Below are 21,955 nucleotides of genomic sequence, written 5' to 3' on the forward strand. Positions count from 1 at the left end.
ATCAGCGCGCAAACAAGAACGGAACTACCAATGCCGGACGCAGGCCCTTCCTTTACCGTCAAACTTGCACAGACCAAGGACGAACTGCGCGCCGCCCAACGGTTGCGTTATGACGTATTCGTACGCGAGTTGGGTGGCGGCGGAGAGATGGTGGATCACGAGGCCGGGCTAGAGCAGGATAAGTTCGATCCGTATTTTGACCACATGCTGGCGATTGATGATCTGACAAGCGAAGTTATCGGTGTTTACAGGCTGTTATCGGGCGAACGTGCAACTGAATTGGGCCAGTTCTATTCCGAGGATGAATACGATCTGACCGTCCTGAAGCAAAGCGGCCGTAAGCTGCTGGAGCTGGGTCGATCCTGCCTTCATCCGGACTATCGTGGCGGCACAGCGATGTATCACTTGTGGAACGGGTTGGCGGCTTATGTAAACGAACATGAGTTCGAAGTTCTGTTCGGCGTCGCCAGCTTTCACGGGACGGATGTTCGGGAATTGGCGCAGCCCTTGTCGATGTTGCACCACAACCACCTTGCCCCGCCTGACTTGCGAGTGAGGGCGCAGCCAGAAGTATTTGAATCTATGGATCTTGTAGCGCCCGAGGATCTGAATCGCCGTGCTGCAATGGTTCAGGTTCCGGCGCTGATAAAGGCCTATCTTCGCCTGGGCGGCTTTGTGGGGGAAGGTGCGTTTATCGACCACGTCTTCAACACCACTGATGTTTGCCTAATCCTCGATACCGCCCGGATGAACGAGCGGCAAAAGCGTATCTATGGCGGGGCCTAACACAGTGAGTGACCCGCTTTGGAATAGTGAGGATGCACCGGACCCCATCAATCTGGGTCTGGTGGGTTGGGTGTTGGTTGTGGTTCGCGGGTTACCTTTGGCCATTCTGGTGTTCGGCGGATTGCTTGTCCTTTTGTGCATTCGTCTGTTCGAGCGGCCGTTGTTTGGTGTGCGCCGACCGATAACGCCGTTCATCTCACAGTTCGTCTGCCGCAATGCGTTTCGGATACTCGGTTTGGGGTTTCAAACCTCCGGCGAATTGATGCATCAGCAGGGGGCAGTGGTCGCCAACCATACCTCGTGGTTGGACATCTTTGCGCTCAATGCACGCAAGCGCGTTTACTTCGTATCCAAGGCCGAGGTGGCAAAATGGCCGGGAATCGGCTGGCTTGCCCGAGCAACTGGCACGGTGTTTATCGAACGGGACCGTAAGAAAGCGAAGGAACAGACGAAAGTATTCGAGACCCGGCTGAAAGCAGGCCACAAATTGCTGTTTTTCCCCGAGGGAACCTCAACCGATGGTTTGCGGGTTTTACCATTCAAAACAACGCTTTTCGCCGCTTTTTTTGCTGATGAATTGCGAGACTTCATGTATGTGCAGCCTGTCTCGGTTGTGTATCGCGCTCCAGTAGGCCAGCCCGACAGGTTCTATGGCTGGTGGGGCGATATGGATTTCGGACCGCATTTGCTGAAAACCCTGGGCGCACGCCGGCAGGGGGCGGTTGAGTTGATCTATCATGCCCCAGCCAAAGTCAGTGATTTCGAAAGCCGCAAAGCCTTGGCGGCTCATTGCGAGGAAGCCGTGCGCCACGCGCATGCGTTGGCGCAGCTCGAAAAATAAGGGCGAAAAGCCCTTGCGTTGCCTGAAAACCTACCGTATACGCGCGCCATTCAAACCCGCAGGCGGGGTTTGGGCTTTTTGAGGGAGACATCCTCATCAAGACCGCCGGTTGGAGCATCCGCTTCTTTCACCCCCGCCGAGGCGTAAACCGGAAAAGGAAAGTAAAGCATGGCTCTTCCCGAGTTCACCATGCGTCAGCTGCTGGAAGCTGGCGTTCACTTTGGTCACCAGACACAGCGTTGGAATCCCCGCATGGGCCCGTTCATCTACGGCTCGCGCAATGGCATCCACATCATGGACCTGACCCAGACTGTTCCGATGCTGGACCAGGCTCTGCAAGCCGTTCGTGACACCGTCGCAAAAGGTGGCCGCGTTCTGTTCGTTGGTACCAAGCGTCAAGCCGCTGGCCCGATCGCCGAAGCCGCTGAAAAGTCGGCTCAGTACTACATGAACCACCGCTGGCTGGGCGGCACTCTGACCAACTGGAAAACCGTTTCTCAGTCGATCAACCGTCTGAACCAGATCGACGAAGCCATGGAATCGGGCGCAGAAGGCCTGACCAAGAAAGAGCGACTGGGCATGGAGCGTGACCAAGGCAAGCTGCAAGCTTCGCTGGGCGGTATCCGCGAAATGGGCGGCGTTCCGGACCTGCTGTTCGTCATCGACGTCAAAAAAGAAGCACTGGCCATCGCCGAGGCCAACAAGCTGGGTATCCCGGTTGTGGCCGTTGTCGACACCAACTGCTCGCCTGACGGCGTTGACTACATCATCCCCGGCAACGACGACGCAGCACGCGCAATCTCGCTGTACTGCGATCTGGCCGCACGTGCCGCTCTGGACGGTATGACCGCCCAGATGGGTGCTGCAGGTGTTGACCTGGGTGCGTTCGAAGAAGCTCCGGTTGAAGAAGCCGTGGCAGAAGAAGCACCTGTTGCAGAAGAAGCCGCGCCGGAAGTTAAAGCCGAAGCGTAAGCTGCCCGTTACCTAAATGACATATGGGGCAGGGTAGACCTGCCCCAATTCCGTTTGAATTGAGGAGAGCCAAGAGATGGCAATCACAGCAGCAATGGTTAAAGAACTGCGCGACTCGACCGGCGCAGGCATGATGGACGCAAAAAAAGCGCTGACCGAAACCGGCGGCAACATGGACGAAGCCGTTGACTGGCTGCGCACCAAGGGTCTGGCCAAAGCGGCCAAGAAATCGGGCCGTACCGCAGCAGAAGGTCTGGTTGCTGTGCACGTCGACGGCGGCAATGGTGTTGCTGTCGAAGTGAACTCGGAAACCGACTTTGTCGCGAAAAACGCCGAGTTCCAGGAAATGGTTGGCAAGATCGCTTACGCTGCTGAAGGCGTCGACAATGTCGAAGCACTACTGGCTGCTGATCTGGGCGGAAAGAACGTTGCCGACACTCTGACCGACAAGATCGCCACTATCGGTGAAAACATGTCGGTTCGCCGCATGGCCAAACTGTCGGGCGACACCGTTGTGTCCTACGTTCACAACGCGGCCACCAACGGCATGGGCAAAATCGGTGTTCTGGTTGCTCTGTCGGGCGGTGACGCAGCGATCGGCAAGCAGGTTGCGATGCACATCGCAGCTGTTAACCCCGCGGCCCTGTCCGAAGCAGACATGGATCCGGCTATTGTCGAAAAAGAAAAGCAGGTTCAAATGGACATCGCCCGCGAATCCGGCAAGCCGGAGCAGGTGATCGAAAAGATGATCGAAGGTCGTATGAAGAAATTCGTCGCCGAATCGACTCTGCTGAACCAATCCTTCGTCGTGAACCCTGACCTGACCGTTGAAGCAGCGGCCAAAGAGGCAGGTGCAACCATCACCGGCTTCATCCGTCTGGAAGTTGGCGAAGGCATCGTTGTTGAAAAAGAAGACTTCGCAGCCGAGGTTGCCAAAGCCGCACAAGGCTAAATCAGGTATTCCCGAACTCGATAGGGTTTGGGCAAATAATGAAACCGGTCGCGTTCTGCGTGGCCGGTTTTTTGTTGGCCCTTCAAGATACTAAGAAACAAAAAAGGACGCTCGCGCGTCCTGAACCTACTGGAAAGGATATGAGGGGCCCCGCATGATGGGGATGGTCGAGGCCCCCCAAAATTCCGACAATCAGACGCGGACGAATAGGCGCCCGGATGTCAGAGCGATTGGAGAGCCTTGGTATTGCAAAGATCCAACCAAATGTTCCCTGGCTAAAGCCACCACTCACGGAACACTCTCACTTTGCAACCAGACCCCAGATTTGGAAAGTCATGATTTCCTTACCTAGGGTAAATTGACGCAACTTGGCGTCAGATCTCCAGCTTTACGCCTCCATAACGAACATCTGATTCTGCAATGATGCCTTCAGAACGGCCTGCGCGGTGGTTTCAACCGACAAAGCCTCGCGTGCCAAACGCAGGTGTTTCTCGACCGTTGCCGATGTCAAACCCATCAACAGGGCAATGTCTTGAGTGGTCTTGCCGTCGCCAACCCATTGCAAAGCTTCACGCTGGCGTTTGGTCAACGCCCGGTTTGGCGCGTGATAGGGCAGGGTGAGAATTTTAAGATGCGCAACATTGTTCATCAGTAGAATGTCGTCGCCATGTTCGGCCCACATCGCATCGACTTCGCTTTGGCTGGAAGCATTCCCGGCGGATAGGGAGATCGCACCTTTAGACCGCATTGAGACCGAGGTGAAACTGACCGTATACCCGAAAGCGACACCGTGCTTGCGATTAAAGTCCAGAACGTCCAGTTCCTGAGGCGTCAATTTGCTGGTGCTCACCATGTTCTGAGCGATATTCCAACTTGCGGCACCTTCGTTGTGCAACGCCCATTTCAACATCGGCGCATGAAAGTACAGACCTGCGCGCAAAAACCCATCCAGATAGGACTTTTCATGATTGGTCAAAATCACGAAGTCCTCGGGATCGCCTAGCGATGTTTCGGTTCGATACTGAGTATAGCCATATATCAACCGATCAAACCCGTATTCAGCCATCTGACGGCAATGGGCATCCCAAAGCTCTTCCAAAGTTTTGGTATAGCTGAGAAAGTGCAGGTATTCGCTCAGCGTCATGCAGTCGACCTGCCTTTCAGATGTTCGGCCAATCCGTCTAATGCCATCAAATAGCCCTGCGCGCCAAAGCCGCAAATCTGGCCAATGGCCACCTTTGAGATGTAAGACACGTGGCGGAAGTCTTCACGTGCATGGATGTTGGACAGATGTACCTCAACCATCGGCAATTCGACAGACGCAATCGCGTCCATCAGTGCAATGGAAGTATGGGTATAAGCACCTGCGTTCAGAACGATGCCGTCCTGGTTTCCTTTGGCCGCGTGAATGGCGTCGATCAACGCACCTTCGTGGTTGGACTGAAAGCAAGACACGTGAATTCCGATGGAAGATCCGTGGCTAACGCACAGACTTTCAACCATCTCCAACGTGGTACTTCCGTACACCTTGGGCTGCCGAGTGCCTAAAAGGTTCAGGTTCGGGCCGTTCAAAATCAGAGCTTTATGCATTATTTCACTGTTCCCATAACAGGTTCATAAACGCGAATGGGTGGTAATGTCCACCAGCCAACGCGCGTATAGGGCGAGCAGTCGCTGGGTCGTCAGTCACTTTACGACCCTTCCGGCATTGTCACCACGATCTTGCCAAGGGCCGAACGACTGGTCAGATGAGTCAGAGCCTCTGATGCGCAGTCAAGCGGGTATCTGGCACTGATCTTGGGTTTTATTTGAGCTTCGTTGTACAACTTAAACAAATCTTTGACATTTTTGGAATGCCCCATCGGGTCACGCAGGACCGACGCGCCCCAAAATACACCCACAATTTGACAACCTTTTAACAACGGAAGGTTCAGCGGAATTTTGGGGATTCCCGCCGGAAAACCAACCACAAGGTATCGCCCGGCCCATGCTATGCACCGCAACGCTGGTTCGGCGTAAACGCCACCCACGGCATCATAGACGACATCCACACCCAATGGACCGGCCAAATCCTTGATTTCAGAGGAAAAGGATTTCTGTGCGTCTTTGTCCATGTCTCGGGCATAGATGACTGTTTCGTCCGCCCCCAAACTCCGGCAAAAATCCGCTTTTTCTTGCGAGGATACTGCCGCAATCACACGTGCGCCCATGGCCTTGCCCAACTCGATCGCTGCGGATCCGACCCCTCCGGCAGCGCCCAGCACCAGCAGTGTTTCGCCGTCTTGTAGGGCCGCGCGATCCTTCAATGCGTGATAAGATGTGCCGTACGTAAAGACAAAGCAGGCCGCGTCTTCGTATGGCATTTTGTCCGGGAACTTTATGGCTGTTGCCGCAGGGATTGCTATATGCGTAGCAAACCCGCCATGTACGGTCAGCGCCAGAACGCGATCACCGATGGCGAAATCAGCCACACCTTCGCCAATCGCCAGAACCTCCCCGGCGATTTCTCCACCCGGCGCAAAGGGGCGGGGCGGTTTGATCTGATAAAGGTCCTGAATGATCAGCGTATCGGGGAAATTGACGCCGGCGGCCCTGATCCCGATCAGCAATTCACCCTTGCCTGGTACAAGATCGGGCAGGGTGGTCAGCTCCAGAGCATCCGGTCCGCCTGGCGCGACGCTGAGTAAAGCTTGCATATCAATCCTGTTATCACTGTTATTCAACAAGGAGCTTTGGCGCGGCTTAGGGAGTTGTCAAGAAACCAACCGGTTCCGCTACGTGCCACCGATTATAAGACCCAGGAGCAAACCATGACCCCCGAGACACTATTCAATTTGCAGGGTAAGACCGCGCTTGTCACCGGTGGCGCTACTGGGATCGGGCGAATGGCGGCCGAAGCGCTGGTACGTGCCGGTGCACGTGTTCTTATTGCATCCCGCAAGGCCGACGCCTGCGAAGCCGTGGCGTCTGAGCTGAACGCTCTGGATGCACCTGGCCATGCCGAGGGCTTCGGTGGTGATGTCGCGACCAAAGACGGGATTGAGGCACTGGTGTCTGAGGTTAATAACCGGACAAATCAGCTTGATATCCTCATGAATAATGCAGGTGTAACCTGGGGGGCGCCGATGGGGCAGTTCCCTCACGAAGCCTGGGATAGAGTAATGTCCGTCAACGTTGCGGGTTTGTTCGAACTGACCCAGAGACTGTTGCCGATGCTGATGACGTCCGGCACGGCCGACGATCCGGCGCGCGTGGTCAATGTGGGCTCGGTCATGGGAGAGGTACCGATGGGTGACGGCGCTTATAGTTATTCGGCGTCGAAGGCGGCGGTTCTGCACCTGACCAAGATCATGGCCAAAGAGTTCTCGGCTTACCACATCACGGTCAATGCGCTGGCGCCGGGGCCGTTCGTGTCGAAAATGACTGCCTTTGCCACGGCTGACGAAGAGACCCGCGAACGGGTCGGTAAATCCGTTCCACTTGGACGGGTCGGGCGTGATGAGGATATCGCTGGCTGCATGCTGTTTTTGTGTGGCCGAGGCGGCAGCTATGTCACCGGTGCAGTCATCCCGGTTTCTGGTGGTATTAACGTCGAGACCGCCGGGAATATCTTTGCCGAGGCTTTGTGAGGACAGAAGCATTAAAATGGACGGCAGCAACTTGAATCTAAAGGCTTTGGAGGCCTATCTCGGCGCCCATCTTCCGGGCTATAGAGGCCCGCTGAAGGCGACTAAGTTTGCCGTGGGACAATCTAATCCGACGTTTTTACTGAAAACGCCGGGTCAGAGCTACGTCCTGCGGCGGAAGCCACCAGGCGCTTTGTTAAAATCCGCACACGCCGTTGATCGGGAATTCCGAGTACAATGCGCTTTGTCGGGTAGTGCCGTCCCCGTCCCAAGGATGCACTTGTTGTGTGAGGACAGGGCAGTCATCGGGTCCGAATTTTACATCATGGAGCACCTCGAAGGGCGCGTGTTTCTGGAACCTACATTGAAGAGGGAAAGCAGCGAAACGCGCACCGCAATTCTGGATGAAATGAACCGGGTTCTGGCCGCGCTGCATGAGGTGGATATCAACGCCGTTGGACTCTCTAACTATGGCCCGCCCGGGAACTATTTTGAACGTCAGATCACGCGCTGGATCAAACAGTATCGCGCCTCTGAAACCAAAAATATCCCTGAGATGGACGCGCTGATTATCGCGCTTGAAGGATCAATCCCTGCGGATGATGGCCAAAAAACACTGGTGCATGGCGACTATCGCATCGACAATCTGATGTTCGAAAAAGGTGGGACACGGTGCATCGGAGTGTTGGATTGGGAGTTGTCGACCATTGGGCATCCTTTTGCGGATCTGGCGGCAGTGATTATGCAATGGCAGATGCCGCCCGGTAGTGAGGGACGGGGGCTAGCGGGCGTTAACCGAGATGGCCTCGGCCTGCCATCAGATCAGGCGTTTATAGACCAGTATTGCCAGCGTCGTGGCCTTCCCGCGATCGACAATTTCGGGTTTTATCTGGCTTTCAACTTCTTTCGAATGGCCGGAATTTTGCAGGGCGTCTACAAACGCGCGCAAGATGGCAATGCGTCCGATCCGGAACGGGCGAAGATCCTTGGCACATATGTTCCAATCTTTGCCCGGCACGGGCTGGACGCCATTAACGCCTAAGATTCCTTCGACAATTCTAACCCCAGATTTCCAAGGCTATTCTTGCCAAAGAACATCTCGGACCCTGCAAACATGCTGGGAACGCCAAACACGCCGCGTTTCACGGCAGCTTTGGTTTGGTCTTTTAGCTGTTGCTTTATGTCGGCACTGGTCATCGCCTCGCGCAATTTGCGGACTGGCAGCCCATTTTCTTGCATGATTTCGGACAAGACACTAAGCTCATCCACTTTTTGGCCGTGCACCCAAATCGCATCAAATATCGCGCCCATGTATTTGTCTTCCCACGGCTTTCTTGACGCATAAACAGCACCGCGCATAGCAAATTTGGTGTTTATCGGAAAATGCGGACTCATATGAAAACTCAGACCTCGTCTACGTGCAAACCGGTGGAGGTCATGGGTCAGATAGGCCGATTTCTGTCGATTTTCCGAAAAGGCCTGAAACGGGTTTTGGTTGTTTGTTGCCTTGAACACGGTCGAAAGTAGAACCGGCACATTGTTCACTTGCGCATCGTGCTTGCCTGCCAGTGCCGGCAAGGTCTTATAGGCCAAAAACGCATTGGGACTGCAAAAATCATACACAAAATCTATATGTTGCACCATGTTGCTCCTCCGAGATTTCGAACAATGTAAATGCACCAACTCGTGACAACCGAATCCGCTACGGCCTTAGTGTAGCAGTCTTGCACGCCATGTGGTCGATTTCCCTGTCAATTCAGCACGTAAGCCAGCAAAATCCCGTCATGAACCAGAGGGTCCCGCAACAATGACAAAATTCGACACGAACCGCCTGAGCCGCATTTCCGACTGGATGCAGCGATATGTCGACGAACGCAAATACGCTGGTAGTTCCTTGTTGGTGAAACACAATGGGGCCGAAGTGTTTTTCGATGCCTGCGGCAAAAGAAACGTTGATAACGATCTTGATTTTCAGCGCGATACAGTGGTTCGTATTTACTCAATGACGAAACCGATCACCACGGTTGCGCTGATGATGTTAGTAGAACGTGGTTTGTTTCACCTCGACACGCAACTGTCTGAATTTTTGCCAAAATTCTCTAAAATGCGAGCACTGGTGCCGGGTGCAGAGCGGTTGGACCAGACCGAAAACGCACCTACACCGACACTGCATCAACTGCTGACGCATACAAGCGGCTTCAGCTACCCCTTCAACCCCGGAGTGCTACCGCAAGCGATGGACGAGCGAGACCTGATGTTCAAACCGGATCAGGGTCCTCTGGCCGACCGAGCCCGCGACCTTGCTGAGCTACCTTTGGCATTTCAACCAGGAACTCGTTGGGAATATTCCGTCGGCATCGACGTTATTGGCCGCGTGATAGAGGTTGTTTCGGGGCAACCTTTGGACCAGTTCTTCGCGCAGGAAATTCTTGAGCCACTTGGAATGAAAGACACTGGATTCTCCGTGCCTGCGGGGGCAGGGGATCGGTTCGCTTCGTTATATACTCCGCTGGCCGGTGATGCGATGGCGTTGAATTCGGCAGAGACCGGGGCTGAAACTCTGCGGCTGGTGGATCAAGCCAAGGGATCTCCGTTCCAAAACGCCTCCACCTTTTCCGGCGGCGGCGGTTTGGTTGGCACGATCGACGACTATTCTCGTTTCGCGGAAATGCTGCGAAACCGGGGGCAGGGCGCAGGACACCGCCTCTTGGGCCCCAAAACCGTGGACTACATGATGCGCAACCATTTGCCGGGCGACATCGCCTCGATGGGACCGCAGAGTTTTGCAGAACAGCCGATGGAAGGCACCGGTTTTGGATTGGGCGGTGCCGTGGTGATAAACCCGGGCCGCACCCGCGTACCCGGTTCAGTGGGTGATTTTAGCTGGGGCGGTATGGCGTCGACATTCTTCTGGATCGACCCGATGAATGACCTTACCACTGTTTTCTTCACGCAATTGTCGCCATCCAGTTCATATCCATCACGGGCAGAACTAAAGGCACTTGTCCTTGGGGCACTGATTGAATGACGATCTGGCCGCTGTTATCGACATCAGACCTAGCGGAGACCGCAACATGACCGAAGCAGAACGTATCCTTCTGGACCTTTTGGACATCGAAAGGCTTGAGGTCGACCTGTTTCGCGGCACTGGTTCGGGCGGTGAAACGCCAACGCGCATTTTTGGTGGTCAGGTGATCGCGCAGGCCCTGGCGGCGGCCTATCGTACAGTTGAAGATCGCCTGTGCCATTCATTACACTCCTACTTCATTCGCGCTGGTGATCCCTCTATTCCCGTTATTTATCAAGTTGATAGAGCACGTGATGGAGGTTCCATGACCACCCGTCGCGTCGTCGCGATCCAGCATGGAAAGCAAATCCTCAACATGTCGGCCTCATTTCATGTTCAAGACGAAGGATGGGATCACCAGCACGCTATGCCACCGACCAATGGGCCCGAGGCTTATCCGGCCCGCGAGGAACTGCGCCAACGATATGTAGATCAGGTTCCAGAAAAACTACGTGGCGAACTGATGCGAGAACGTCCCATCGAAGTGCGCGAAGTGGATCATCAAAATCCATTTGCGCCTGAAAAATCGGATGACCGAAATCAGATTTGGTTTCGCATGAAAGCTTCAGCCGGAACCGATCCGGTGACGCAACATCTGATTTTGGCCTATGCGTCAGACATGTATTTGATGACCTCTGGTCTGCGTCCGCACGGAGTCAGCTGGTTTACCGGAGAAGTAAACGGCGCGAGCCTCGATCACGCGTTGTGGTTCCACGCGCCAATTCATTTCGAAAATTGGCATCTATACGCGATGGACTCTCCATGGAGCGGGCAGGGACGCAATTTCAACCGCGGGTCCATATATGCCCAAGACGGCACTCTGGTCGCTTCTGTGGCTCAGGAAGGCTTGATGCGCAAAGCGCGACGCAAGCCTTAGATGTCCTCGATAAACTGTTGATTTAACTTCTGCATCCCGGTCAACCACCGATCATAGTCAGCTGTCTTGAACTGCAAGTAATCCAGAACCTGAGGATGCGGCAGCACCAGAAACTGCTCGGATCGGATCGCTGAAACGCAGGCTTCGGCCACATCTTCAGGCTCTAACATTCCGTCAATTGAAGCAACCGAAGTTTCATGGCCGCGCGTCATTTCAGAACGCACGGCCTGTGGGCACAGAACGCACACGCGCAAACCTTTCTGGCCGTACGTCAGTGACAACCACTCGGCAAAACCAACAGTCGCATGTTTTGTGACTGCATAAGGTGCGGCACCGGGTTGATTCAGCAATCCAGCCGCCGACGCCGTGATCATGATATATCCACCGCCACGCGCAATCATGCGCGGCACCAAATGGCGTGTCGTCCAGACATGAGACATGACGTTGATCTTCCAGATGCTGTCCCAATCCTCGTCGGGAACATCCAGACCGCCAAGCGTCAGTATTCCGGCATTGGCACAGAATAGATCAATCGGGCCAATCTGGCTCTCAACTGTGTCAATCAGTGATTTGATATCATCTTCTCGCGACACGTCGCAGGCCAATCCGTGACCACCGATTTCCCGGGCCACGGACTGCGCGCCGTGTAAGTCGATATCTGAACACACTACTGTGGCTTCTTCTTTGGCGAACCGCTCAGCCAAACCTTTACCGATACCCTGAGCGGCACCGGTAACAACCACTGTTTTTCCGCTCAGCTCCATGAGTTGAACCCATGTATTGATTCAGGAATCCGCCGTAAAACATTGGTATAAAGGCAATATTGGCATTCCAAATTTACCATATTATTACCATAATACCAATTACACGATAACTCTAATAGAACGCCTGCAACCCAGTTTGAGCCCGCCCCAGGATCAGCGCGTGCACATCATGGGTACCTTCATAGGTATTCACAGTCTCAAGGTTGACCATGTGGCGTATGACCTGGAATTCGAGCGAGATGCCATTGCCGCCATGCATATCCCGTGACATCCGCGCAATGTCCAACGCTTTGCCACAGTTGTTACGCTTGACGATCGAAATCATCTCGGGCGCCGCATTCGCCTCATCCATCAGACGGCCAACGCGCAGGCTTGCCTGCAGGCCCAAAGAGATTTCGGTCTGCATGTCAGCCAGTTTGCGCTGGAACAGCTGCGTCTGTGCCAAAGGTTTGTTGAATTGCTTCCGATCCATTCCGTACTGGCGTGCACCATGCCAGCAGGCCTCGGCCGCCCCCATGACGCCCCAACTGATGCCATAACGCGCACGGTTCAAACAACCAAATGGACCTTTCAATCCCTGAACGTGCGGTAGCAGCGCATCTTCGCCGACCACAACGCCGTCCAAAACGATTTCACCGGTGATCGACGCCCGCAGGCTCAGCTTGTTCTGAATTTTCGGAGCGCTCAGACCTTCGACGCCTTTGTCCAGAACAAAGCCACGGATCTTACCGTCATGCGCGTCTGATTTGGCCCATACGATGAACACATCCGCTATCGGAGAGTTCGAGATCCACATCTTGCTGCCGGTCAGACGATATCCGCGATCAATTTTCTCGGCCCGGGTTTTCATACCAGCCGGGTCCGATCCTGCATCGGGTTCGGTCAGACCAAAACATCCGATCCATTCACCGCTGGCCAGTTTAGGCAAGTATTTCCGGCGCTGTTCTTCGCTGCCATAGGCATAAATTGGGTACATCACCAACGAGCTTTGTACCGACATCATGGAACGATAACCCGAATCTACACGCTCGACTTCGCGAGCGACCAGACCGTAGGATACGTACCCTGCCCCAAGGCCACCGTATTCTTCGGGGATCGTGGTGCCCAGCAGGCCCATTTCGCCCATTTCACGGAAAATCTCGGGGTCGGTTTCTTCGTTCTGATAGGCCTCAGTCACCCGCGGTTGCAGCTTTTCCTGCGCATAAGCATTGGCGCTGGCGGCGATCATACGTTCGTCTTCCGTCAGTTGATCGGCCAGACGAAACGGATCATCCCACGTGAATGAACCCATATCAGGCGCATCTTTGGCGCGCAGAGTTGGCTTGGTGTCAGGGGCGTTCATGGTGCTTCTCCGCTCAATCAGCTTCGCGGCAAACTAACCCGGCCTTTCAGCAAAAGACAGTAAGAGTTTGGCATCCATCTATGAGCAAAACTCATACCTCCTGCCCCTGCGTTTATCCTAGTGCGTAGCCGGCGCCGCGGACGGTTCGAACCGGGTCTTTGCCGCCATGCTGTGTCAGTGCTTTTCGCAACCGGCCGATATGGACGTCTACGGTGCGTGTATCGACATAGATATCTCGACCCCACACCCGGTCAAGCAGTTGCTCACGGCTCCAGACACGGCCGGGTTTTTCCATGAACGTGCTCAACAAGCGGAACTCGGTCGGACCAAGTTTCAACGGCTTGCTGTCGCGGCTGACCTTGTGCGTTTCGGCATCCAGAACGATATCGTCGAACTCAAGCCGTATCCCAACGGTTGCCGGGCGAACCCGACGCAGTTGCGTACGCACACGCGCCATCAATTCAACCACTGAATATGGCTTGACCACATAGTCATCCGCGCCTGTTTCCAGACCACGCACCTTGTCGATCTCCTCCGTGCGCGCCGACAACATGATGATGGGGATCGCACGCGTATCGGTGCGCATTTTCAGCCGACGGCAAACTTCTATCCCGCTGAGATTGGGCATCATCCAGTCCAGCACGATGATATCCGGTTGCTCTTCATCGACCAACAGCATGGCTTCTTCGCCATTGGCAGCCTTGGATACGCGGAACCCTTCAGCTTCGAGGTTATAGGCCAGCACTTCGCGCTGGGCCGGTTCATCCTCGACCACCAGAACGGTTGGTTGATCAGCGGACATTCGTCTGAACTCCTAGGCGGATTGCGAAGTTATATCAGCTTTCGGGCGCGCCTCGGTCGGGCGTTCACCGGTGATGAAATACACGACCTGTTCAGCAATCGCGGTTACATGATCGCCCATACGCTCGATGTTTTTAGCTATGAAATGCAAGTGCATACAGGATGAAATGTTGCGCGGATCCTCGGCCATGAATGTCAGCAACTCGCGGAACAGACCATTGTACATCTGGTCGACCTCTTCGTCTCGATCGATCACCTCGGCCGCCAGTTCGGCGTCACGCTGAATATAAGCGTCCAGTGCATCCCGCAGCATCCGTTCGACCTCGCGCGCCATGCGACGCAGGGCGGAAGCGGTACCGTTGATATCCCCCCCACTGGCCAGAACCGTGGTGCGTTTCGCGATGTTTTTCGAGTAATCGCCGATGCGTTCCAAATTGGCTGAAACCTTTAGAACCGACAGCACCAAACGCAAATCGCTGGCCGTCGGCGCACGCAGGGCAATCAGACGGGCGGTTTCTTCGTTGATCAACTCTTCCAGCGCGTCGATGGCCTTGTCACCCTGACGAACCTGCTGGGCCAATTCCTCGTCCCGTGTTTCAAGCGACCGGGCCGAGTTCATGATGGCGGCCTCGACCAACCCGCCCATCTTCATGATGTGGGCCTGAATGGCTTCGAGGTCGCGGTCGAAGGCGGATGCAATATGTTGTTCGCTCATATCTGAATACCTGTACTTAGCCGATCCGGCCTGTAATGTAGCTTTCCGTGCGCGGATCTTCGGGGTTGGTAAAGATCTGACCCGTCTCACCAAATTCGACCAGATTGCCCAGATGGAAGAACGCGGTCTTTTGGCTGACCCGCGCTGCCTGCTGCATCGAGTGTGTGACGATCACCACCGAATAGCGCGAGCGCAGCTCGTCGATAAGTTCCTCGACCTGCGCGGTTGCAATCGGGTCCAGGGCCGAGCATGGCTCGTCCATCAGCAAAACCTCGGGTTCCGTGGCCACTGCACGTGCGATGCACAGGCGCTGCTGCTGACCACCGGACAGACCAGTGCCGGGGGCGTCCAGACGATCCTTGACCTCATCCCAGATCGCGCCACGACGCAGGGATTTCTCAACGATATCGTCAAGTTCCGCCTTGTTCTTAGCAAGACCATGGATGCGCGGACCGTAGGCTACGTTGTCATAGATCGATTTGGGGAACGGGTTCGGTTTCTGGAACACCATGCCCACTTTGGCGCGCAGCTGCACCGGGTCGACCCGCTTGTCATAGATATCTTCGCCATCCAGCAGGATATCGCCCTTCACCCGGCAGATATCGATCGTGTCGTTCATCCGGTTCAGGCACCGCAGAAAGGTGGACTTGCCGCAGCCCGATGGCCCAATGAAGGCCGTGACAGTCTTGTCCTCGATCTTAACGTTCACGTCTTTGATGGCATGCGTGTCGCCGTAGTAGACCTGAACATTATTCGCGGCGATTTTGATGTTTTTGGAGTCCACGGTTCTCTCCATTTTCGTCATCTGGTTCATCATTGGCCCCTCTTACCAGCGGCGTTCAAAGCGGCGGCGCAGAAGTACCGCGATGGTGTTCATTGTCACGAGGAAGATCAACAGGATGATGATGCCCCCCCATGCGCGTTCATAAAAGGCCGGGTCGGCGCGTTTGGACCATTCATAGATCTGCGCCGGCATGGCCGAATTCGGGGACAGGAAGCCTGCCACAATCCCGTCGGGCGGGTTCGAGGCTATAAAGCCCACCATCCCGATCAACAGCAGCGGCGCGGTTTCCCCCAGCGCCTGCGCCAATCCGATGATGGTGCCGGTCAGGATACCGGGCGCGGCCAGCGGCAGAACATGGTGGAATACCGCCTGCATTTTCGAGGCCCCTACCCCAAGTGCTGCATCGCGGATCGACGGCGGCACGGCCTTCAGCGAAGCGCGGGTCGAGATGATGATCGTCGGCAAGGTCATTAGCGTCAGTACCAGACCTCCGACCAGCGGGGCCGATGTTGGCAGGTGCATGTAGTTGATGAACACAGCCAGACCGAGTATACCAAACACGATGGACGGCACGGCGGCCAGATTCGAGATGTTTACCTCAATAATATCGGTCAGTCGGTTCTGCGGCGCGAATTCCTCAAGATAGATCGAGGCCGCAACGCCAATCGGCAACGCCAGGGCCAACACCACGAACATCATGAACAGCGAACCCAGCATCGACACACCGATTCCCGCGGCCTCGGGCCGTTGGTCGGACGCATCCGCACCGAAGATGAAGTCGGGATTGAAGGCTTTGTATAGCACGCCCGCTTCCCGCAACTGATCAACGAAATCAAGCTGTTCGACCGAGATACTCTTATCGTTGGCGATCGAGTCGCGCGTGACGCGACCCTTTAAGTATCCATCGACACGGCTGTTGGTCAAAAAACGGAAACTGACCGTCTTGCCGATCTCATCAGGGTTGGCGATGACATAATTGCGCAGCTCGGCCTGCGCCGCTTTGGACAGGATTTTGCCCATGTCCTTGGGCGACAAATCTGTTTGGATGCCCAGCTGAGCAACCTCATTTTCCAGAGCCGACGCAATAAGGGGTGCATAACCGAAGGTCGACACCTTCTTGATGTCCTCGATATTGCGGTTGCCGTTCTTGTCCAGCTTGTCGGCCTTCAGCTCGACATTCAGTTCAAGATATGTCTGCTGAAACGCGCCCAGACCGGCCGTCACGATGTTGGTGACCAGAACGATCAGCATCAGCAATCCGATACTGATGGCCGCGATACCATACATCTTGAACCGGCTTTCGGCCGCGTTACGACGCTTGGTGCGGCTGTCCTTTTCAAACAGTGAACCACCTTTGGGTTTTGCCACAGGAGCAGCGTCAGGTGTTTGGGAAATATCGGTCATTCGTACTGCTCCCGGTATTTGCGTACGATGTAGAGGGCAAAGATGTTCAGCCCCAGCGTGATGATGAACAGCGTCAGACCCAGCGCGAAGGCCACCAGAGTCTCGGGGCTGGCAAAATCGGTGTCGCCGGTCAACTGGCTGACGATCCGGGTTGTAATGGTGGTCATCGCTTCAAACGGGTTACCCGAGAATTTGGCGATCGCACCAGCTGCCATCACCACGATCATCGTTTCGCCGATGGCACGGCTTGCAGCCAGAAGGATGGCACCAACAATACCTGGCAGGGCTGCTGGCAGGATCACACTACGCACAGTCTCGGAGTGGGTTGCCCCCAGACCAAGGGAACCGTCCCGCATTGACTGCGGTACCGCATTGATAATGTCGTCGGACAGCGATGATACGAACGGGATCAACATAATCCCCATTACCAACCCAGCAGTCAGAACCGCATTGGAACTGGCCATCCAGCCAACACCCAGCGCGCCGCCTTCGCCAAACATGGACACCAGCGCGGGACCCACTGTCAGCAAAGCGAACAGACCATAAACAATGGTTGGAATGCCGGCTAGAATTTCTAGCAGAGGTTTGGCTATAGACCGCGTTGCACCCGAAGCATACTCGGACAAGTAGATCGCGGCGAACAGGCCAATCGGCACAGCCACCAGTAGTGCGATCAGTGAAATATACAGCGTTCCCCAAAGCAGTGGCAGGATAGACAGTTCACTGCCTCCGCGGAAATTTGGGGCCCATGTGCTGCCGAAGAAAAAGTCCTTCCACGAATGCAGCTGGAAGAAGTTCATGGTTTCGAACAGCATCGACAAAACGATACCAACTGTGGTCAGGATCGCGATTGACGCGGCCAGCAACAGCAGCGCAAGAACGCCCTGCTCGACCACATTACGAGCCCGAAATTCCTTATGCGTACGAACGTAGGCAAAGGCCGCACCAAGCAACGCCAGAGCTAGCACGATGACCTGCATCGCGACCTTCCCAGTCGACGTCATGCTGCGGAACTTTTGCGCCGCCACCAGAATGGGCTGCGTAATGTCCTGCGTCAGAACCTGCCCAGCATCTTTCAGCGTTTTGGTCACAGTCTCGATGTCAGCATTGCCGTACCGAGCCTGTGCTTCGGTCATCGCACCGCTGGCAACGGCACCGTCCAGACCATAGGCCACGCGTCGCACCTCGCTCATGACCAGACCACGATCTGACCCTTCGGGGATTGACTGATCGGGAATTAGTCCGGACACCGTGCTGTTCACAATCATCGGCTGCACCAGAAGCCAGATAATTAGCACGCCCAAAGCCGGAACCAGTGCCGTTAGCGCAACGTTGTAGCCATAATAAGAAGGCAGAGAGTGCAAGTCGCGGGCATCACCTCCCGCATTTGCCAGTGCGCGGGATCGACCCGCGAAATATCCGATCACTGCCAGCGCAAGCAGGATAAGCAACAGCCAGGATAACGCCATGAGAACTCCGTGGGGATGGCAGTGTTTGGAGTCAAAAAGAACCGGGGCGCGAATAAAACGCCCCGGTTCGGTTTTCGAGGTGGATTAGGAACCGCCGCCCAGAACGGCTTCGTTTGCAACGGTTTCCTGAACCTTGCCCAGCTCCGGATCAGAGACCAGACCATACTCGGCCAGTGGGCCATCGGGGCCTGCGATCTCGTCCGCAACGAAGAACTCAGCATATTCTTTCAGGCCGGGGATCACGCCGATGTGCGCTTTCTTCACATAGAAGAACAGCGGGCGCGAGACCGGGTATTCGCCAGATGCGATCGACTCGGTCGAAGGAACGATACCGGACATGGTCGCGACCTGCAGCTTGTCGGTGTTGTTCTCGTAGAAGGCCAGACCAAAGACGCCGATACCGTCCTTGTTGCTATCGATGCGGGCCAGAGTCTCGGTATAATCGCCGTCGATGTCGACCGAAACGCCATCGGTACGCAGCGCGATACAGGCCTTTTCAGCGGCTTTCTTGTCATCGCCGTTGGCGGCTTTGTAGACGTCGAAGTCACCCAGGTGCTCACATCCAGCCAGGATCACCTTGTCTTCGAACACTTCGCGAGTGCCGTGCTTGGTGCCCGGTACGAATGCTGCAATCGGCTGCGCCGGGAATGCGGGGTTTACGTCGGCCCAGGTTTTGTTCGGGTTGTCGACCAGTTCACCGTCAACAACGATCTGCGCGGACAGAGCCTTGTACCAGTCTTCCGGTGTGAACTCGAACGAGTTGCCGTTGATGTCTGAAGCGAAGACGATGCCGTCATAACCGATCTGAACCTCGATGATGTCCGTCACGCCGTTTTCGGCACAGGCTTTGATCTCTTTTTCGCGGATCGCGCGCGACGCGTTTGCTACGTCGATGGTGTTTTCGCCAACACCTTCGCAGAACCGCTTCAAACCAGCGGATGAACCGCCTGATTCAACAACAGGTGTCGGGAAGTCAAAGTTTTCACCGAAGGCTTCTGCGACGATCGAAGCATAAGGCAGCACGGTCGAAGAACCGGCAACCTGAACCTGATCACGTGCGGCGGCAGCGGTGGCCGATACGGCAGCGATGGCAATCGCCGAAGCCGACAGTTTAACAAAGGACATTTCAGTCTCCCTGAAAAGATAAGTTTTGATCATCCCCATGATGATCTTGCGCGATCTTCTAGAACTTGCACGTAAGTCTTTTGTGACAGGTGTGTAACAGCTTTATGACAGTCGGTCTAAAAACGGCTGGACTGAACGCAAAGCTGCCATGCGCCAGTTACATGGCAACAGGTAGCTGCGGATAAATCGCTTCTATCTTGGAAGTATAACAGTAAACGTCGAGCCCTTGCCGACTTCGCTTTTCACCCGCAAACGCCCGCGGTGACGATTGATAATATGTTTCACAATCGCAAGGCCCAGCCCAGTTCCACCCAACTGCCGCGATCTGTGGCTGTCAGCGCGATAGAATCGCTCGGTCAGGCGCGGTAGGTGTTGCGCTTCAATACCGGGCCCCCTGTCACTCACCAGAACCCGGACGGCTGGACCGCGCATAGTGGAGTCCCGTTCGGATGACTCCACCCGAATTTCGACGCTGCCACCACTGCCGCCGTATTTGATGGCGTTTTCAATCAGGTTGGTAAAGACCTGACGCAGCTGGTCGCTATCCCCGGTCAACGAAACGGGCCCCTCTGGTGCATTCAGGTTTAATTCTACATCAGCACCCTCGGCCAGAGGTCGCAGAGAATTCAGCGTCGATTGCAACAACCCCGTCAACTCTAGCTGATCCTTGGGCCGCACACGCTCTTCGCTTTCGACGCGGTTCAGCGAAAGAAGATCGCCGACCAACCGGTTCATACGATTGGCTTCGTCGGCCATAATCCCAAGAAAACGGTCGCGCGCGGCTGCATCCTCACGCGCCGGGCCACGCAACGTTTCGATGAACCCCATCAACGCTGTCAACGGTGTGCGCAACTCATGGCTGACATTCGCTACGAAATCCCGTCGCATCTGGGTGGCTTGTTCGACATGCGTAACGTCTTGGAAAATTGCCAGCATGGCGCCACCTGACACCGCGCCCACACCGTTCAGATACCGACATTCAACTTCTAGCGTGGTGTCTTGCGCGCCATCGTTTGACAGGTGACGCGCCTTTGCCGGACCCTTGGTGTGCAGGCACTGTTCTATTGCATCAATCACCCCCGGCTGCCGCAGAATCGTCGCGAAATGCCGACCGACGATATTCTGCGTCAGCAGGGTTTTGGCCTCGTCATTGGCGGCGATGATCCGTTCGGTCTGATCGACCATCAAAGCCGGCATCGGAATGGCCGAGACAAATTCGGCAAGCAGGTCGTCTGACATTCTTCAGACCCTTCCCGGCAAGTTAGGACGCAGGCTTCATCTCGTCACGGAACCGGCGCATGTTCTGTTGATAATGCAACGCGCTGAGCGTGATTTTCTGCGCCGCGGCTTCGTCCAGTTCCCGCACGACCTTGCCCGGCGTTCCCATGACCAGCGAGTTGTCGGGGATTTCCTTGCCTTCGGTGATCAAGGCCCCTGCCCCGATCAGACAATTCTTACCGATATTTGCCCCGTTCAACACGATGGCTCCCATGCCGATCAGCGTGTTTTCCCCGATCGTACACCCGTGCAGCATCACCTTGTGGCCGATGGTACTGTTCTTACCAATGGTCAGTGGGTAACCGGCGTCGATATGCATTACGCAATCTTCCTGCACATTGCTGCCTTCGCCCACACGAATCTCTTCATGATCGGCACGGATAGTACATCCAAACCAGACCGACGACCCCTGCTCGAGCACGACCTTGCCAATCAGATTAGCGTCCGGGGCCACCCAGGTGTCCGCGTGGATTTGCGGGGAGTGTTCGCCAAGAGCGTAGATGGTCATGACAATCCCTCGAATTCGTTCTGCAAGCTGCGCACGTGGTTTTGCAGGCTCGGTTGCTGGATGCGGCGCATACGCTCGGCGCTGACGATGGTTTTCAGCTTATCCTCGGTTGCGTCCAGATCATCATTGACCAGCACATAGTCGTAGTAACCCCAGTGGCTGATCTCATCCCAGCTTTTGAGCATCCGCTTAGCGATCACGTCTTCGCTGTCCTGACCGCGCGTTTCCAGACGGCGGCGCAATTCTGGGATCGAAGGCGGCAGGATGAAAATCGACAGTGCATGCTTACCCAGATCCGAATTGCGGATCTGCACCTCGCCCTGCCAATCCACGTCGAACAACACGTCCCGGCCCGAGTTTATCGAGTCCCGCACCGGACCTGCGGGAGAGCCGTAGAAATTCCCGAAAACATGCGCGTGTTCCAGCATCTGGCCATCGGCCACCTGCTGTTTGAACTCGTCCTCCGACAGGAAGTAGTATTCCCGTCCATGCTCTTCCCCCGGGCGCGGCGCGCGGGTTGTGGCCGAAACCGAGAACTCCAGACCTTCATCCCAGGCCATAAGCCTGCGCGCCAAAGTGGATTTCCCCGCCCCCGAAGGCGAAGACAGGATGATAAGTAGGCCGCGGCGATCTGCCATGTCAGT

23 protein-coding genes are annotated in these 21,955 nt (G+C 55.5%); 8 read left to right on the forward strand and 15 right to left on the reverse strand.

Going from position 1 to position 21,955, the window contains the following annotated elements; genetic code table 11:
- Positions 1 to 30: 30 nt before the first annotated feature.
- The 4 genes from olsB (at position 31) to tsf (ending at position 3,551) form a co-directional block, all read left to right on the forward strand.
- Positions 31 to 786 carry an L-ornithine N(alpha)-acyltransferase gene (olsB, locus tag ACR0DT_RS01865; RefSeq protein WP_480709116.1) on the forward strand — a complete coding sequence of 252 codons (756 nt, stop codon included), beginning with the start codon at positions 31 to 33 and terminating at the stop codon, positions 784 to 786.
- On the forward strand, positions 773 to 1,627 hold the full coding sequence (gene olsA / locus ACR0DT_RS01870) for a lyso-ornithine lipid O-acyltransferase (protein ID WP_480709117.1): 855 nt from the start codon (positions 773 to 775) through the stop codon (positions 1,625 to 1,627). Before olsB ends, olsA begins: the two co-directional genes overlap by 14 nt.
- A gap of 168 nt (positions 1,628 to 1,795) precedes the next feature.
- Complete coding sequence (gene rpsB / locus ACR0DT_RS01875) at positions 1,796 to 2,599, forward strand: 30S ribosomal protein S2 (protein WP_480709118.1); 804 nt, start codon at positions 1,796 to 1,798, stop codon at positions 2,597 to 2,599.
- A 76-nt stretch (positions 2,600 to 2,675) separates the two neighbouring features.
- Complete coding sequence (tsf, locus tag ACR0DT_RS01880) at positions 2,676 to 3,551, forward strand: translation elongation factor Ts (RefSeq protein WP_480709119.1); 876 nt, start codon at positions 2,676 to 2,678, stop codon at positions 3,549 to 3,551.
- Between the two features lie 388 nt (positions 3,552 to 3,939).
- Here the strand turns inward: tsf and ACR0DT_RS01885 are convergent, their stop codons facing one another.
- From ACR0DT_RS01885 to ACR0DT_RS01895, 3 genes are all read right to left on the reverse strand, one after another.
- On the reverse strand, positions 3,940 to 4,695 hold the full coding sequence (locus ACR0DT_RS01885; protein ID WP_480709120.1) for a helix-turn-helix transcriptional regulator: 756 nt from the start codon (positions 4,693 to 4,695) through the stop codon (positions 3,940 to 3,942).
- Positions 4,692 to 5,141, reverse strand: a complete 450-nt coding sequence (gene aroQ, locus ACR0DT_RS01890) for a type II 3-dehydroquinate dehydratase (RefSeq protein ID WP_480709121.1) — start codon at positions 5,139 to 5,141, stop codon at positions 4,692 to 4,694. Before aroQ ends, ACR0DT_RS01885 begins: the two co-directional genes overlap by 4 nt.
- Positions 5,142 to 5,242: 101 nt before the next feature.
- The gene (locus ACR0DT_RS01895; protein ID WP_480709122.1) at positions 5,243 to 6,247 is read right to left on the reverse strand and encodes an NADPH:quinone oxidoreductase family protein; all 1,005 of its coding nucleotides are present in this window, start codon (positions 6,245 to 6,247) and stop codon (positions 5,243 to 5,245) included.
- A gap of 114 nt (positions 6,248 to 6,361) precedes the next feature.
- Here ACR0DT_RS01895 and ACR0DT_RS01900 point away from each other — a divergent pair, with 114 nt between their 5' ends.
- Together ACR0DT_RS01900 and ACR0DT_RS01905 are read left to right on the forward strand one after the other, a co-directional pair.
- Entirely contained in the window at positions 6,362 to 7,180 is an 819-nt protein-coding gene (locus ACR0DT_RS01900) for an SDR family NAD(P)-dependent oxidoreductase (RefSeq protein WP_480709123.1), read from the forward strand.
- A gap of 16 nt (positions 7,181 to 7,196) precedes the next feature.
- The gene (locus tag ACR0DT_RS01905) at positions 7,197 to 8,219 is read left to right on the forward strand and encodes a phosphotransferase (RefSeq protein ID WP_480709124.1); all 1,023 of its coding nucleotides are present in this window, start codon (positions 7,197 to 7,199) and stop codon (positions 8,217 to 8,219) included.
- Here ACR0DT_RS01905 and ACR0DT_RS01910 read toward each other — a convergent pair.
- Positions 8,216 to 8,821: a DsbA family protein gene (locus ACR0DT_RS01910; protein WP_480709125.1), complete on the reverse strand. Its 606-nt coding sequence runs from the start codon at positions 8,819 to 8,821 to the stop codon at positions 8,216 to 8,218. The genes ACR0DT_RS01905 and ACR0DT_RS01910 overlap by 4 nt on opposite strands.
- A gap of 163 nt (positions 8,822 to 8,984) precedes the next feature.
- Here ACR0DT_RS01910 and ACR0DT_RS01915 point away from each other — a divergent pair, with 163 nt between their 5' ends.
- A complete protein-coding gene (locus tag ACR0DT_RS01915; RefSeq protein WP_480709126.1) occupies positions 8,985 to 10,205 on the forward strand; it encodes a serine hydrolase domain-containing protein in 1,221 nt (406 codons plus the stop codon).
- A gap of 46 nt (positions 10,206 to 10,251) precedes the next feature.
- On the forward strand, positions 10,252 to 11,121 hold the full coding sequence (locus ACR0DT_RS01920; RefSeq protein ID WP_480709127.1) for an acyl-CoA thioesterase: 870 nt from the start codon (positions 10,252 to 10,254) through the stop codon (positions 11,119 to 11,121).
- On the opposite strand, the gene ACR0DT_RS01925 is transcribed toward ACR0DT_RS01920, so the two are convergent.
- The 11 genes from ACR0DT_RS01925 to gmk form a co-directional block, all read right to left on the reverse strand.
- Complete coding sequence (locus tag ACR0DT_RS01925; protein ID WP_480709128.1) at positions 11,118 to 11,885, reverse strand: SDR family oxidoreductase; 768 nt, start codon at positions 11,883 to 11,885, stop codon at positions 11,118 to 11,120. The two genes, ACR0DT_RS01920 and ACR0DT_RS01925, sit on opposite strands and share 4 nt — an antisense overlap.
- Before the next feature lie 112 nt (positions 11,886 to 11,997).
- Positions 11,998 to 13,227 carry an acyl-CoA dehydrogenase gene (locus ACR0DT_RS01930; protein WP_480709129.1) on the reverse strand — a complete coding sequence of 410 codons (1,230 nt, stop codon included), beginning with the start codon at positions 13,225 to 13,227 and terminating at the stop codon, positions 11,998 to 12,000.
- Positions 13,228 to 13,339: 112 nt separating this feature from the next.
- Positions 13,340 to 14,029: a phosphate regulon transcriptional regulator PhoB gene (gene phoB, locus ACR0DT_RS01935; RefSeq protein ID WP_480709130.1), complete on the reverse strand. Its 690-nt coding sequence runs from the start codon at positions 14,027 to 14,029 to the stop codon at positions 13,340 to 13,342.
- Between the two features lie 12 nt (positions 14,030 to 14,041).
- Positions 14,042 to 14,743 carry a phosphate signaling complex protein PhoU gene (gene phoU / locus ACR0DT_RS01940; RefSeq protein ID WP_480709131.1) on the reverse strand — a complete coding sequence of 234 codons (702 nt, stop codon included), beginning with the start codon at positions 14,741 to 14,743 and terminating at the stop codon, positions 14,042 to 14,044.
- A 16-nt stretch (positions 14,744 to 14,759) separates the two neighbouring features.
- Positions 14,760 to 15,557 (reverse strand): phosphate ABC transporter ATP-binding protein PstB, encoded by a 798-nt coding sequence (pstB, locus tag ACR0DT_RS01945; RefSeq protein ID WP_480709132.1) that lies wholly within the window; start codon positions 15,555 to 15,557, stop codon positions 14,760 to 14,762.
- A 12-nt stretch (positions 15,558 to 15,569) separates the two neighbouring features.
- Positions 15,570 to 16,931, reverse strand: coding sequence for a phosphate ABC transporter permease PstA (gene pstA / locus ACR0DT_RS01950; protein WP_480709133.1), 1,362 nt, complete (start codon positions 16,929 to 16,931; stop codon positions 15,570 to 15,572).
- Positions 16,928 to 18,400: a phosphate ABC transporter permease subunit PstC gene (gene pstC / locus ACR0DT_RS01955; protein ID WP_480709134.1), complete on the reverse strand. Its 1,473-nt coding sequence runs from the start codon at positions 18,398 to 18,400 to the stop codon at positions 16,928 to 16,930. Before pstC ends, pstA begins: the two co-directional genes overlap by 4 nt.
- Positions 18,401 to 18,484: 84 nt before the next feature.
- Positions 18,485 to 19,525 (reverse strand): substrate-binding domain-containing protein, encoded by a 1,041-nt coding sequence (locus tag ACR0DT_RS01960; RefSeq protein ID WP_366550283.1) that lies wholly within the window; start codon positions 19,523 to 19,525, stop codon positions 18,485 to 18,487.
- 192 nt (positions 19,526 to 19,717) lie between these two features.
- Positions 19,718 to 20,764, reverse strand: coding sequence for a sensor histidine kinase (locus ACR0DT_RS01965; RefSeq protein WP_480709135.1), 1,047 nt, complete (start codon positions 20,762 to 20,764; stop codon positions 19,718 to 19,720).
- A 22-nt stretch (positions 20,765 to 20,786) separates the two neighbouring features.
- The gene (locus ACR0DT_RS01970; protein WP_480709136.1) at positions 20,787 to 21,311 is read right to left on the reverse strand and encodes a gamma carbonic anhydrase family protein; all 525 of its coding nucleotides are present in this window, start codon (positions 21,309 to 21,311) and stop codon (positions 20,787 to 20,789) included.
- Positions 21,308 to 21,949, reverse strand: coding sequence for a guanylate kinase (gmk, locus tag ACR0DT_RS01975; RefSeq protein WP_480709137.1), 642 nt, complete (start codon positions 21,947 to 21,949; stop codon positions 21,308 to 21,310). The genes ACR0DT_RS01970 and gmk overlap by 4 nt, the downstream gene beginning before the upstream one ends.
- Positions 21,950 to 21,955: the final 6 nt, after the last annotated feature.

Source organism: Ruegeria sp. BI11, from assembly GCF_056538005.1.